General features: G+C 64.9%; 10 protein-coding genes. 4 read left to right on the top strand and 6 right to left on the bottom strand.

The window, feature by feature from the left end; genetic code table 11:
• The first annotated feature begins 52 nt into the window (after positions 1 to 52).
• Complete coding sequence (locus HU218_RS14800; protein WP_174875716.1) at positions 53 to 1,468, top strand: MFS transporter; 1,416 nt, start codon at positions 53 to 55, stop codon at positions 1,466 to 1,468.
• A 57-nt stretch (positions 1,469 to 1,525) separates the two neighbouring features.
• Here HU218_RS14800 and HU218_RS14795 read toward each other — a convergent pair whose 3' ends face one another.
• Together HU218_RS14795 and HU218_RS14790 are read right to left on the bottom strand one after the other, a co-directional pair.
• Positions 1,526 to 1,921: an acyl-CoA thioesterase gene (locus HU218_RS14795; RefSeq protein WP_174875715.1), complete on the bottom strand. Its 396-nt coding sequence runs from the start codon at positions 1,919 to 1,921 to the stop codon at positions 1,526 to 1,528.
• 111 nt (positions 1,922 to 2,032) lie between these two features.
• The gene (locus HU218_RS14790) at positions 2,033 to 2,821 is read right to left on the bottom strand and encodes a class I SAM-dependent methyltransferase (RefSeq protein WP_174875714.1); all 789 of its coding nucleotides are present in this window, start codon (positions 2,819 to 2,821) and stop codon (positions 2,033 to 2,035) included.
• A gap of 96 nt (positions 2,822 to 2,917) precedes the next feature.
• Between HU218_RS14790 and HU218_RS14785 the strand changes: the two genes are divergently transcribed.
• Positions 2,918 to 5,143, top strand: a complete 2,226-nt coding sequence (locus tag HU218_RS14785) for a DNA internalization-related competence protein ComEC/Rec2 (protein ID WP_174875713.1) — start codon at positions 2,918 to 2,920, stop codon at positions 5,141 to 5,143.
• On the opposite strand, the gene HU218_RS14780 is transcribed toward HU218_RS14785, so the two are convergent.
• From HU218_RS14780 to HU218_RS14765, 4 genes are read right to left on the bottom strand one after another with little or no spacing between them, the layout of a single operon-like run.
• Complete coding sequence (locus HU218_RS14780) at positions 5,101 to 6,021, bottom strand: response regulator (RefSeq protein ID WP_174875712.1); 921 nt, start codon at positions 6,019 to 6,021, stop codon at positions 5,101 to 5,103. The genes HU218_RS14785 and HU218_RS14780 overlap by 43 nt on opposite strands.
• A gap of 2 nt (positions 6,022 to 6,023) precedes the next feature.
• Positions 6,024 to 8,585 carry a sensor histidine kinase gene (locus HU218_RS14775; protein WP_174875711.1) on the bottom strand — a complete coding sequence of 854 codons (2,562 nt, stop codon included), beginning with the start codon at positions 8,583 to 8,585 and terminating at the stop codon, positions 6,024 to 6,026.
• Positions 8,586 to 8,604: 19 nt separating this feature from the next.
• Positions 8,605 to 9,372, bottom strand: a complete 768-nt coding sequence (locus tag HU218_RS14770) for a ParA family protein (protein ID WP_174875710.1) — start codon at positions 9,370 to 9,372, stop codon at positions 8,605 to 8,607.
• A gap of 40 nt (positions 9,373 to 9,412) precedes the next feature.
• Entirely contained in the window at positions 9,413 to 9,922 is a 510-nt protein-coding gene (locus tag HU218_RS14765; protein WP_174875709.1) for a surface-adhesin E family protein, read from the bottom strand.
• 175 nt (positions 9,923 to 10,097) lie between these two features.
• Between HU218_RS14765 and recQ the strand changes: the two genes are divergently transcribed.
• Positions 10,098 to 11,897 carry a DNA helicase RecQ gene (gene recQ / locus HU218_RS14760; protein ID WP_174875708.1) on the top strand — a complete coding sequence of 600 codons (1,800 nt, stop codon included), beginning with the start codon at positions 10,098 to 10,100 and terminating at the stop codon, positions 11,895 to 11,897.
• Between the two features lie 60 nt (positions 11,898 to 11,957).
• A complete protein-coding gene (gene argJ / locus HU218_RS14755) occupies positions 11,958 to 13,175 on the top strand; it encodes a bifunctional glutamate N-acetyltransferase/amino-acid acetyltransferase ArgJ (protein ID WP_174875707.1) in 1,218 nt (405 codons plus the stop codon).
• Positions 13,176 to 13,213 lie beyond the last annotated feature (38 nt).

Below are 13,213 nucleotides of genomic sequence, written 5' to 3'. Positions count from 1 at the left end.
AGTAAGGCGCTGCCGATAATTGCGGCATTGTTGTTGCCTGCTGCCCGCCACCATGTCTGCACCCAAGCTGTTTGCCCCGCCATACACCCGCCACCACCTCGCCATCGCGCTGATCGTGTTGCTGGAATACCTGCAAAGCGTGATGGTGGCGTTTGGCTCCCATGCCGTCAGCCAGGGGGTAGGCGCCACGCCGCAGCAGTTCAGTCTGGCGGCGGCCGGCTATGCCGCGGTGGCGGTGCTGATGATTCTGTGCCACCGCTGGCTGGTGCAGCGGCTGGGTTACCGCAGCATGTTGCGCTGGTCGCTGCTGGCGTTTGGCGCTGGCGCGCTGCTGAGCGCGCTGGCGGCTTCGCCGGCGGCCTTCATCGCCGCGCGCATGGTGCAGGCGCTGGGCGGCGCGGCGTTCTTTACCGCCTCGCGGGTGCAGATCATGCATTACCGCGGTCCGCAGCGCCTGCAGGCGATGCTGTTCCTGCCGGTCGGCATCATGCTGGGTTCCGGCCTGGCGCCGATACTGGCGGCACTGCTGCTGGCGCTGGCCGGCTGGCAGGCTTTGTTCCTCATCATGCTGCCGCTGGTGTGGCTGGCCGATCTCGTGGTGCGCAGCGCGGTGCCGGAGCACGAGCCGGTGGAAAACGAGCGCCCGGACCGGCTGCACCCGCGCGGCATCGCGCTATTGGCCGGCGGCGTGTTCCTGCTGCAATTCGTGCTGGAGCGTGCCCGTTTCGAGCTGTGGACCCGCGGCGCCAGCCTGTGGGCGCTGGGCGGCGTGGCCTGCGTGCTGCTGTTGCTGTACCTGCGCCACGAATGGCGCCGTCGCGTGCCGCTGGTGCCGTACCGCCACTTTGCCAGCGAGCGTTATCTGTGGGGCATGGCGGTCTATGGCATCGGCTACCTAGTGGTGTCCGGCAGTGCCTATGTGCTGCCGCTGTATATGGCGCAGGGACTGGGCATGGACCAGCTGCACAGCGGTATCTGGCTGAGCGTGACCGGTCTGCTGGCGCTGCCGTTCGCGATTTTTCACCTGATGCTGATGGTGCGCTGGCCGCATGTGCGCCGCTACCTGTCGGCCGGTGCGCTGATGTTGGCCGCCGCGGCGCTGCTGCTGGCGCAGGTCGGGCCGGACAGCCCGCCGTGGTTGCTGGTGGCCGGCTTGCTGCTGCTGCATAGCCTGTTCATGCCGTTTTTCCTCGGCACCACCGCCGCGGCTACCTTCAGCCTGGTGGATGAGAAAGTGTTCAGCCACGCCTACCAGGTCAAGAACGCCATGCGCGAGATCGCCAATGCGGTCGGGCTGTCCTGGGGTGTCATCATCATGCAGCAGCGCAGCATGACTCATGCGGCGGAGCTGCCGGCCAGCGCTCCGGCGCAGCTGGTGCTGCAGTCGGGACAGGATTACTTCTGGCTGCTGGCGTTGCTGGCGCTGGTGCTGGCGACCTTCCTGCGCCTGCAGCGACGCTTCGTGTGAGCATGAAAAATGCGGCCAACGTTGGCCGCAGGGTCGTGTTTGCCGCGCTGCCGGCAATCAGTTCATCAGGCTGGCGGCGAACTCCGCCGGAATCGCCGGCCGGCCGCGCTCGTTGATGGCGGTACCGATCACCAGCCCTTCCAGCACCACTTTCTGGTCGGCGCTGCGAATCACCTGCTGGCGGAAGCCGAAACGCACCTTCGATACCGGCTCGAACGCCACGGTGACTTCGAACTTGTCGCCGCTGGTCAGCGAGGCCTTGTAGTCCAGCTCGGAGCGCACCACCACCAGATTGATGTTCTGCCGTGCCAGTTCGGCAAAGTCGATGCCTTTGGCCAGCAGGAATTCGTGGCGGGCGTGCTCCAGGTAGTTGAAGTACACCCCGTTATTGACGATGCCCTGCATATCGCATTCGTAATCACGCACCTTGAATTCAACGGCAAACACAGACATCAGCGGACTCCAGTAGGGATTGACGGGTAATGGCACGCCGCCGCCATGACGGGCGTGCGAAAAGGGCGGCAGTGTAGCGCAGCGCTTGCTGCCTGCGCAGGGTTGGCCGCATCAGCCTTGCGGCCGCAGCGCCTTGATCACGTACAGGTCGAAGCGGGTGGACTTGCCGTCCAGCACGACCGACGGCTTGACGCCGGCAATGGCCGGGCCGCGTTGCGGCCGCTTCACCACCACGCGCACGGTGGCGGCGGCAATGGCGGCGGCCAGCAGCTCGCTGCTGTCCAGGTCGTCGCCGATCACCTGCTGGAACGCCTGCATGCCTTTCTTGGCGGCGGCGCTTTTCTTGTCGGTGTCCGGAAACATCGGGTCGACAAACACCACTTCCGGGCGCTGTTCCGGCGGCAGTTCGGCCTGTGCGGCCAACCAGCGGCGGGCATCGGCGTGCACCAGCGTCATGCGGCGGGCGATGTCCATGGTGTCCGGGTGCCAGCGCGCACGTTCCAGCGCATCGAACAGCAGTGCGGCGGCCACCGGCGAGCGCTCCAGCAGGGTGACTTCGCAACCCAGCGTCGCCAGCACGAAGCTGTCGCCACCGAGGCCGGCGGTAGCGTCCACCACCCGCGGCAAATCCTTGGCCCCTTTCAGGCCGATGGCCTTGGCCACCGGTTGGCCGCGGCCGCCGCCCTGTTCGCGGCGATGGCGCGCGGCGCCCTCGACGAATTCGGCATACACCGCGCCATGCTTGCCGCTGGTCAGCAGCTCCAGCCGTTCCGGCCCCAGTTCCAGCCAATAGCCCTCGGTCGGGCGCTGTTTCACCAGCGGCAGGGCAAAGCGTTCGGCCAGTTGTTGCGCGCTGTTGCGCCGCGCCGGTTCGGCGCAGTAGAGCGGGGTAGCAGTCATGATGCGGTGTCCTTGCAAGTGGCGGCGAAGATACGGCAACACCGCGCCGGCGGCAATGCTCTGGCAATGGTGATGTCAATTGCATAGCATGGCGTAATGGAAAAACTCGCTGCCTTTTGCCTGGGGCTGGTGCTGTGTGTCTGGCTGCCATCGGTACCGGACTGGCATCTGCTGCTGGCGCTGATCATTGCCAGCTGGCCGCTGTGGTGGCGCCGGCGGCTGCCGCTGTTGCTGCTATTGCTGCCAGCCGGCATGGCTTATGCCGGCTGGCACATCGAGCAGCGTCTGGCCGCACGTTTGCCGGTCGCGCTGGAGGGGGTCGCGCTGTCGGTGCCCGGTACGGTGCGCGGTTTGGCCACCACCGGCGAGTATGGCGTGCGCTTCCGTTTTGCGCCGGATGCGGGGCCGCCGGCATTGCCGCCGTTGCTGGAGCTGAACGATTACGCCCGGCGCGACTGGCCGCCGGGCAGCCGCTGGCAATTGCTGCTGCGCCTGCGCCAGCCGCACGGTGCGGCCAACGTGGCCGGCTTCGATGCCGCCCGCTGGTACTGGAGCGAAGGCGTGCTGGCGACCGGCACGGTCGGCAAGCCACGGCTGGCCTTGCCCGCCGTAGCCGGTTTCTGGTCGTGGCTGGATGCCGCGCGGCAGGGCGTCGTGACGCGGCTGACCGCCGCCATCGGTCCGGGGCGCAATGCCGCGCTGGTGGCGGCACTGGCGGTGGGGGCGCAACAGGGGATCGCGCGGCGCGAGTGGCAGGCGCTGGCGGCAACGGGCCTGACGCATGTGGTCAGCGTGTCCGGGCTGCATATCAGCCTGCTGGCCGGTCTGGTGCTGTGGTTGTCGCGGCGCCTGCTGCAACGTTGGCCGCCATGTCAGCCGCAGCGGCTGGCTTTGCTGATGGCGATGCTGGCGGCACTGGGCTATGCGTTGCTGGCCGGGTTTTCGGTACCGACCCAGCGCACGGTATGGATGCTGGCCACCACCACGCTGGCGCTGTGGTGGCAGCGTGGGCTGTCGGCGTGGCAGATCTGGCTGGCGGCCTTGACCGTGGTCTTGCTGCTCGATCCGTTCGCGGCGCTGGCCGTCGGTTTCTGGCTGTCGTTCGGGCTGGTGGGGGCGTTGCTGGCCGGCGAGGTTGGCCGCCGTCGCCGTCCTGGCTATTGGCCGGCACTGCTGGGGGCGCAATGGCGGGCAACGCTGGCGTCGCTGTTGCCACTGGCGGCAATGTTCGGCCAGTGGCCGCTACTGTCGCCGCTGGCCAACGGGCTGGGCATTCCGCTGGTGTCGCTGCTGCTGACCCCGCTGGCCCTGCTGGCGGCAGCGCTGCCGTGGCGGCCATTGGCGCAGCTGGCGGGTTGGGTTGCCGGCATGTTCTGGTGGTGGGTGGACTGGCTGGCGGCCGGGCCGCAGTGGTGGTTTCCCGCCTTGCCGTGGCCGCTGTTGCCGGCAGCGCTGCTGGGTACACTGTGCCTGTTGTTGCCGCTGGCCCGCAGCGTGCGGCTCGCCGGCGTAGTGCTGCTGCTGCCCTTGCTGCTGTATCGCGCTCCGCGGCCGGCTGCCGGCGAGCTGCAGGTAGAGGTGATCGACGTCGGGCAGGGGCTGGCGGTGTTACTGCAAACGGCGCGGCACGATCTGCTGTTCGATACCGGCGGCGGCGATGCCGCGCGCTATGTGCTGCCGGTACTGCGTGCACAAGGCGCGACACGGCCGGCACTGATGCTGTCGCATCACGATGCCGATCACGATGGCGCGGCCGCTGGCGTACTGGCGGCGCTGGCGGTAAGCACGGTTTGGCGCGGCCAACCCGGCAGCGTACCGCAGCAGGCGGCGCAGCCGTGTCGTGCCGGACAAAGCTGGGTGTGGGACGGGGTGCGTTTCGATGTGCTGTGGCCGCGCTCGGAGACGCGGGGCGATGACAACAGCCATAGCTGTGTGCTGCGGGTCGCCACCCCGAGGCAGGCAATGCTGCTGAGCGGCGATGCGCCGCAGGCGGTGGAGGAACAGCTGGTGACCCGTTATGGCGCGGCCTTGCGTAGCCAGGTGCTGGTACTGGGCCATCATGGCAGCCGCAGTTCCACGGCCGAAGCGTGGCTGGACACGGTGCAGCCGCAACACGCCATCATCAGTGCCGGTTATCGCAACCGTTATCGCCATCCCAGCCCGCAGGTGCTGGCAAGGTTGGCCGCACGGCCGCTGCAACTGTGGCGCACCGATGTCCACGGTGCCTTGCAGCTGCGACTGGGGCAGGACAGCACGGTGCTGCCACGGCGGCGGGATAACTACTGGGCGCTGTCGCTGCCGCTTGCATCGGGTGGCAAATAGGTGACGGCCGTTACCACGTTGCCGCGCTCGCGGTATGCCAGTTCGTCGAACGACAACCGGCGCGCAATCAGGATGCCGCGCCCGTGGCTGGCCAGCAGCTCGTCCGGTTCGCGGACCAGGAAATGCTGCCAGTCGAAACCATCGCCCTGGTCGCGGATCTCGAACTGCAGCTTGCCGGGGCTGCGGCTGACGCTGACATGAATCTTGCGCTGCCCCAGTACCGGGTCGGCCAGCCGGCGTTCCAGCTCCTGTCCCCACTGGTCCAGTTGCTGCAGCCGGCTTTTCTCCTCGTAGCTCACCCCCAGATTGCCATGCTCGATGGCATTGATGATCAGCTCGAACAGTCCGGTGGCGATCTTTTCCGGCTCCGGGCTGGCCTTGGCCAGCAGCGCGGTGACGTGGCGGGCCTCGTGCGGGGTGCGGAAGCTGAATTCGGCGCGGTCCAGATGCTGCAGCGCGCCGATCTGCTGGCTGGCCAGTTCGCGGAAATACTGGTGGCGGTCCCAGTGCACGGTGGCGGCGGCGACCACCGCCAGCAGCATCTCGCGCGAGAACGGCTTGGTGAGGTAGTAGAACGCGCCGGAGGACAATCCTTCCTGCACGCTGGCGGCGGCGCCCACCGCGGTCTGCATGATGACCGGCAGGAACGCCAGCTTGCTATTGGCCTTCATGCGCCGCAGCAGCTCGAAGCCGCTGAGACCCGGCATCATCTTGTCCAGCAATACCGCCGAGAACTGTTCGCCTTCGCGCTGCAGTATCTGCCACGCGCCTTCGCCGTTATCGACGGCAACGGTTTCGTAGCCGGCATCTTCCAGCAGCTCGGCCAGCAATTCCAGATTGAATGGCTCGTCGTCCACCAGTAACAGGCGCTTGGCCATGATCAGTTCTCCATATGGGGGGCAGGTTGCCGGCGCGGCAGGCTGAAGCTGAAGATGGCACCGCCACCGACCGCGTTCTGCACGCTGATTTCGCCGCCGTGAGCATGCACGATCTCGCGACAGATCGACAAGCCAAGGCCGGTGCCGCCGGCGCCGGTCTTGGTCAGGCTGCTCTGGATGAATTTGTCGAAGATGCGCTCGCGCTCGTCTTCCGGCACGCCGGGGCCGAAGTCGCGCACTTCCACCCGTAGCGGGCCTTCCGCCTCATGCGGGCCGAGAATATCCAGCGACACCCTGGCGCCGTGCGGGCTGAACTTGATGGCGTTGGACAGCAGGTTGCGCACCACCTGGGCGATGCGCAGCGGGTCCATTTCCACTTGCAGCGGGTAGGGGTGCGGCACGAACAGCAAGGAAATACCCTGCTGCTCGGCGAGGCCCTTGAGTTCTTCCAGACAGTCGCGCACCACCTGTTGCAGGTCGGCGGGCTGCATCTGGTACTCCATGCGGCCAACCTCCATTTTCGACAGGTCCAGCAACTCGTTCAGCAGCGCCAGCAGCCGGCTGCCGCTGTTGTGAATGCGCTCGAAGTAGCGCTGCAACTTCGGGTTGGCCGCCGCGGCTTCCTGCTGCTGGCCGATTTCGGCAAAGCCCAGAATGGCATGCAGCGGGGTGCGCAGCTCGTGCGACATATTGGCGAGGAAGTCGGTCTTGGCGCGGCTGGTTTCTTCCGCCATATCGCGCGCGCGGCGCAGCGCCTCTTCGGTGTTGCGTTGCGCCGAGATGTCCTGGTACAGCCATACCGAACCCAGTGCCGGCTGCCCCGGTTTCACCGCACGGCCGAACATGCGTACCCACAGCGTGCTGCCGTCGCCCCGTACCAGACAGACATCGTCCTGCGACACCGCGCCGGTATTCAGCGCCGGATAGATGCTGCGGCCGGTACGCTGGTAGTGCTCGTCGCTGTCGTACAGCAGGCGGGTGGACTGCTCGGTGATGTCGGCCTCGCGGTGCTGGAACATGGTCAGGAAGGCCTTGTTTACCTGCTTGAAGTGGCGGTCGACGATATAGGCCATTGCCATCGGGCTGGCGTCCAGCAGCGCGGACAGCTGGCGGGACTGGGTTTCCACCTGCTCTGCCAGACTGTCGGTCAGGCGCAGCAGGGCGGCTTCGCGCTCCTTGCGGGCGGCGATGTTGCGGCATACCACCAGGTAGAACGGTGCGGCGCTGCTTGGCCGGATCAGGCTGAGTGACAGCTCCACCTGCAGCATGAAGGACTGGTCGCAGATCAGCAGCGCCTCGAAAGGATGCCCCAGCAGCGGTGTCACATGTTCGGCAAAGCTGCTGTGCAGGGGATGGTGCAGTTCGCTGATCAGCGCGCCTGCGGGCAGTTTCAATAGCGCCTCTGCCGGCTGGCCGATCAGGCGGGCCGCTTCCGGGTTGACCTGCTGCACCTGGCCGTTGCTGTCGAGCAGGATCACGCCGTCACTCTGCTGTGCCAGCAGGCTGCGGTAGCTGTCTTCGACCTCCTGCAGCGGTTTGATGCGCTGCAGCTGGCGGTCCAGCTGGGTTTTCAGGCCGAGGTTGCTGTCCTGTAGCCGGGCGATCATGCCGCTCTGGTATTGCAGGGTCTGGCGGTTCTGGGTCGCCAGCTGGCGCGCAGTGGCGGCCAGCAGCACGATAGCCATCAGGATCAGGGTGGAAGCCACCATTTCGCCGTGGTTGCCGCTGTCAGGCACCCCCACCGGCATCAGCTCGAAGGTCAGCTGTTGGCCGCCGATACTGCGGCTGGCGGTCAGCAGTGGCAAGGCCGGCAGCGGCAGGGAGGGGTGACTGTCGGCCAGCAGTGGCTGCTGTGCATCCCTGGTCAGGATGCGCAGTCGAAGTTGCTGGCTGGCTTCGTCTTCGCCACTGGGGTTCAGCAACTGTTCCGGGTTGAGGCCGACAGCCAGCAGCAGTGGCTGTGGCTGCGCCTTGGCGGTGAAAAACAGTACCAGCCGGCGGCTGCCGCCGGTGTGCAGCTGTGCCAGTCCGGGCTGGCCATCGGCCACCGCGCGCTGCAGGGTGGCCAGGACTTCCGGTTCGGCGCCCAGGTCCAGGTGCAGCGGCAGTGCCTGGCTATCGTCCGGGTATTGCTGGGCGACCGGGAAATACACCGGGCGCTTGCCGGCGGTCACCAGATGGTTGCCGTCAAACTGGCGCAGCAGCAGCCCCTGATCCAGTTCGATGCTGTCGCGCTCCGGTTGCGCCACCCGCTGGATTACGGCCAGGAAGTCGAAGGCCGGATTGGTCGACAGCACATAGGGGGCATAGCGCGAGAAACTGCCATTGCTGTTCTTGCTGTTTTCCGCGCTCAGCAACAGCTCGGTGGCGGCCTGTCCGCTTTGCAGCAGCTGTTGCAGCTGCAGGTTGAGTTGCGCCAGGTGTTGCGTGGCATGTGCCAGCTGGCGGCTGCGCTGGGTGTCTTCCTCGGCCCGCTGCTGGATCAGCACGGCCAGCAACCATAGCCCGAGCGCCAGCAACAGGCTGGCAAGCAGCAGGGCATGGGGCTTGATTCTGGCCTTCATCGGCGCCGCCGGCAGGCGCTCAGTGTTGCGCCAGATTGGCGTAGAGCTGGCTGAATTCCTGCGCCAGTTTGTGTTTGGGGTCGAGGAAGACCATCGGCAGGCTGCGCTCGTGCGATTCGCGGATCTTCACCGAGGCCGATAGCGGCGGCTGCAGCACCGGATGGCCGGCGTCCTTCAGCTCCTGCACCATGCGCACCGGCAGGCTGGCACGCGGCTGGAACTGGTTGACCACGATGCCTTCGATCTGCAGCTCCGGGTTGTGGTCGGCGCGGATTTCGGCGGCAGTGTCCAGCAGGCCGAGCAGCGCCTGACGCGAGAAGGTATCGCAGTCAAACGGGATCAGGCAGCGGTTGGCCGCAATCAGTGCCGAGCGGGTATAGAAGTTCAACGCCGGCGGGGTGTCGATCCAGATTTCGTCATAGCTGTCTTGCAGCTGCAGCAGGGTATCGCGCAGTTTGAACATCTTGTAGCGCGCTTCCAGCTTGACCATCAGCTCGGACAACTCCGGGTGCGAAGCCATCAGGTGCAGGTTGTCATGGCAGGTGGGGGCGATGAAGTCCTGCGGCGGCTTTTCGTACAGGCTGATGTTCAGCATCTGGTTGAAAAAGCCGGCCGCGTTGGCCTCCGGTGCCGTGCTGCTACCGGTCAGGTAGTGGCTGGCATTGCCCTGCGGATCCAGATCCAGCAGCAGTACCTTGCGTCCGGCCTTGGCCGCCGCGGCTGCCAGGTTAACGGTAATGGTGGATTTGCCCACCCCGCCTTTCTGATTGAATACCACCCGTCGCATGATCACCCTTTTCAAGTTGGCCGCATCGCCCGGCGGTTGCTCAGGCGGCGATAGCCTGTTTGCAGACGTAATCCAGCTGCTGGAAAGAGGCCGACTGGCGCACTACCGGCATGGCTCGAATTTCTTTGTCATTATATGTACGGCTGAGGATTTCCCGGCCGTTTTCATCCAGCAGCTGCATGGCCGCCAGACGGAAGGTCGATGCGCTGCAGTCGACTTCCCAGGTATTGATCGATTGCTTGTGCTGCGGCGTATTGAGGAAGTTTTCCTTCTTCGGGTTGAAGATGGTCTTGCGGTCGCGGAACACCATCAGCAGTCCCTTGCGGCGGATGCTGAGCTTGTCGATCTCGTGCAGGATATTGCCGTTGGGCGAGACACCCAGAATCACCCACTCGGCATTGGCCACCACCGGCGGACGGACTGCCGGCGCCTGGCGTACGGGAGGCTGGGTCACGCCCTTGCTGGTGCTGCTTTTGGCGGCAAGACCGCCGGTGCTGGCACAGCCGGTCAGGGCCAGCATGGCAAGGGCAAACAGGATATAAGGCTTCATGGTCAGGCTCTGACTGCTTAAACAGCGCAAGTCTCGCATATAGGGCCGCTTCACAGTAGTGTTTCTCCGTTAAATCCCCGCGGTTGTCATTCACCGCGCTCCGGATGGCGCGTACTTGCCGGGCACGGGGCGGGCGGTTTTTGCGTACAATGGCGCCCTTCACGCGGAAAACCCGATGCAGGACGCACTCTCCCTTCTCCAGACTACCTTTGGCTACCCGGCGTTCCGGGGCATGCAGGCCGACATCATCGACCACGTCGCCGGCGGCGGTAATGCGCTGGTGCTGATGCCGACCGGTGGCGGCAAAAGCCTGTGCTACCAGATTCCGGCCTTGCTGCGTCCCGGCCTGGCGCTGGTGGTGTCGCCACTGATTGCGCTGATGCAGGATCAGGTCGCCACCCTGCGTGAAGCCGGAGTGGCTGCGGCGTGCCTGAACTCCGCCACCACGCCGGACGAAGCACGCGCCATCGCCCACTTTGCCCGCGAAGGGCAGCTGGACTTGCTGTATGTGGCACCGGAACGCTTGTTGTCACCGCGTTTTCTCGACTTCCTTGCCAGCCTGCCGCAGATCGCGCTGTTCGCGGTGGACGAGGCGCATTGCGTCAGCCAGTGGGGGCATGACTTCCGTCCGGAATATCAACAGCTGGGGCAGCTGTTCCAACGTTGGCCGCAGGTGCCGCGGATCGCGCTGACCGCTACCGCCGATGCCGAAACCCGTGCCGACATGCTGCATTTCCTGCAGCTGCAGGATGCGCGCCAGTTCGTTACCAGTTTTGATCGTCCCAACCTGTTCTATCAGGTGGTGGAAAAGGATAGTGCCAAGAAGCAGCTGCTGGCTTTCATCGAGAACGACTATCCGGCGGCCTCCGGCATTGTTTATTGCCTGTCGCGCAAGCGGGTGGACGATACCGCGCAGTGGCTGAGCGAAAATGGTATTCGCGCCTTGCCCTACCATGCCGGCATGAGCCACGAGGAACGCGAGCGCAACCAGCGTACTTTCCTGCGCGACGACGGCATTGTGATGGTGGCCACCATCGCCTTCGGCATGGGCATCGACAAGCCGGACGTGCGTTTCGTCGCCCATATCGACCTGCCGAAAAGCCCGGAAAACTTCTATCAGGAATCCGGCCGTGCCGGTCGCGACGGTCTGCCGGCTACCAGCTGGCTGTGCTACGGCCTCAACGACATGGTGCAGCTGACGCAGATGATCGAAGGTGGCGACAGTCCGGCGCAGCAGAAACAGGTGGAACTGACCAAGCTGGACGCGATGCTGGGCTATTGCGAAACCGCCAGCTGTCGCCGCCAGCAGATTCTGGCCTACTTCGGCGAGGCGGCGCCGCCGTGTGGCCAGTGCGATAACTGTCTGCGCCCGCCGGCCACCTTTGATGCCACCGTTGCGGTGCAGAAACTGCTGTCCTGCATCTATCGCTGCGGCCAACGTTATCCGGCCAGCCACATCATCGATGTGCTGCTGGGGCGTCCCAACCAGTATGTGCAACAGGCCGGGCATGACCAGTTGTCGACCTTCGGCATCGGCAAGGAGCTCAACCAGAAGGCATGGCGCTCGGTGATCCGCCAGCTGGTGGCGCGCAAGCTGCTGGTGGTGGACATCGTGCGCGGGCAGTCGCTGTTGCTGACCGATGCCTGCCGCAGCATCCTTAAAGGCAATGAGCAGATCGAGCTTCGCCCGCTGGCCGAGGCGCGCCAGCGCCAGAGTGTGCACAGCGAGCGCTGGTTGCGCACCGAGCGCGAAGAACGGCTGTGGTCGGTATTGCGGCGTTGGCGCAAGGCCACCGCCGACGAACACAATGTGCCGGCCTATGCCGTGTGTAACGATCGCACCTTGCAGGAACTGGTGCAGCAGCGGCCGGGCTCGTTGGCCGCATTAAAGAAGGTCTACGGTCTGGGCGAATTGAAAGTGGCGCGTTATGGCGCGGCGCTGCTGGCGCTGGTGCAGGAACAGGACGACAGCTGAGGGTGATCGGGGCGCGGCGTTCAGTTACAATCTTGCGACATCGAATTTCGGAGAAACGTCATGCCCGTCAATCTCAAGCCTGTAGATAACAGCCAACTCGCCCCCATCGCCGGTGTGGATCTGGCCTATGCCGAAGCCGGTATCAAGAAGCCGGGGCGTAAGGACGTGCTGGTGATTCGCCTGGACAAGGGCAATACGGTTGCTGGTGTGTTCACCCAGAACCGTTTCTGTGCCGCGCCGGTACAGTTGTGCAAACAGCATCTGGATGCCGGTGTACAGATTCGCGCACTGGTGGTGAATACCGGTAACGCCAACGCCGGTACCGGTGAATCCGGCCGTCAGCATGCCCGCGCAGTGTGCGAGGCGTTGGCCGCAGAGCTGGATTGCCTGCCGGAACAGATCCTGCCGTTCTCTACCGGCGTGATTCTGGAGCCGCTGCCGGTCGACAAGATCGTCGCCGCGTTGCCGCAACGCAAGGTCGCAACCTGGGCGGATGCTGCCGAAGCCATCATGACGACCGACGTGGCACCCAAGGCGACCAGCCGTACCATCCAGATTGATGGTCAGACGGTGAACATTACCGGTATTGCCAAGGGCGCCGGCATGATCCACCCGAACATGGCTACCATGCTCGGCTTTATTGCCACCGATGCGCCGGTCACCCGCCCGCTGCTGAACCAGCTGGTAAAGGAGGTGGCAGACCTTAGCTTCAACAGCATCACCATCGATGGCGACACCTCCACCAACGACAGCTTCATGCTGATCTCCACTGGTCAGGGCAGCGCCGCGCGCATCGATAGTGCCTCCTCCGAAGCCTATGAGCAGCTGAAGGCGGCAGTGCTGGAAGTGGCTATCGAACTGGCGCAGGCCATCGTGCGCGATGGCGAGGGCGCCACCAAATTCATTACCATACAAGTAGAGGGGGGGCGTACCGTTGCCGAGTGCAAGGCTGTCGGCTACGCCATCGGCCGCTCACCGCTGGTGAAAACCGCCTTCTTCGCCTCCGACCCGAACCTGGGGCGTCTGTTGGCCGCCATCGGCTATGCCGGCATCGCCGATCTGGATGTCGATCGTCTGGAGATGTATCTGGACGACGTGCTGGTGGCCAAAGATGGTGGCCGCAATCCGGACTACAAGGAAGAGGATGGCCAGCGTGTCATGAAGCAAGCCGAGATCACGGTGCGTGTGGTGCTGGGGCGTGGTCTGTCCAATGCTACGGTATGGACCTGTGACTTCTCCTATGACTATGTGAAGATCAACGCCGACTACCGCAGCTAGTTGCTACTGCTGTTTTCTGCAAATGTTCAAGCAAACAA

The organism is Vogesella oryzae (assembly GCF_902829295.1).
Classification (GTDB): domain Bacteria; phylum Pseudomonadota; class Gammaproteobacteria; order Burkholderiales; family Chromobacteriaceae; genus Vogesella; species Vogesella oryzae.
This window is presented reverse-complemented; position numbering and strand designations above follow the sequence as displayed.

Excerpts from the sequence above, each read along its gene's own strand:
- HU218_RS14785 (WP_174875713.1), top strand. The coding sequence starts at position 2,918 with ATGGAAAAACTCGCTGCCTTTTGCCTGGGGCTGGTGCTGTGTGTCTGG.
- argJ (WP_174875707.1), top strand. The coding sequence starts at position 11,958 with ATGCCCGTCAATCTCAAGCCTGTAGATAACAGCCAACTCGCCCCCATC.
- recQ (WP_174875708.1), top strand. The coding sequence starts at position 10,098 with ATGCAGGACGCACTCTCCCTTCTCCAGACTACCTTTGGCTACCCGGCG.
- HU218_RS14770 (WP_174875710.1), bottom strand. The coding sequence starts at position 9,372 with ATGCGACGGGTGGTATTCAATCAGAAAGGCGGGGTGGGCAAATCCACC.
- HU218_RS14775 (WP_174875711.1), bottom strand. The coding sequence starts at position 8,585 with ATGAAGGCCAGAATCAAGCCCCATGCCCTGCTGCTTGCCAGCCTGTTG.
- HU218_RS14795 (WP_174875715.1), bottom strand. The coding sequence starts at position 1,921 with ATGTCTGTGTTTGCCGTTGAATTCAAGGTGCGTGATTACGAATGCGAT.
- HU218_RS14765 (WP_174875709.1), bottom strand. The coding sequence starts at position 9,922 with ATGAAGCCTTATATCCTGTTTGCCCTTGCCATGCTGGCCCTGACCGGC.
- HU218_RS14780 (WP_174875712.1), bottom strand. The coding sequence starts at position 6,021 with ATGGCCAAGCGCCTGTTACTGGTGGACGACGAGCCATTCAATCTGGAA.
- HU218_RS14790 (WP_174875714.1), bottom strand. The coding sequence starts at position 2,821 with ATGACTGCTACCCCGCTCTACTGCGCCGAACCGGCGCGGCGCAACAGC.
- HU218_RS14800 (WP_174875716.1), top strand. The coding sequence starts at position 53 with ATGTCTGCACCCAAGCTGTTTGCCCCGCCATACACCCGCCACCACCTC.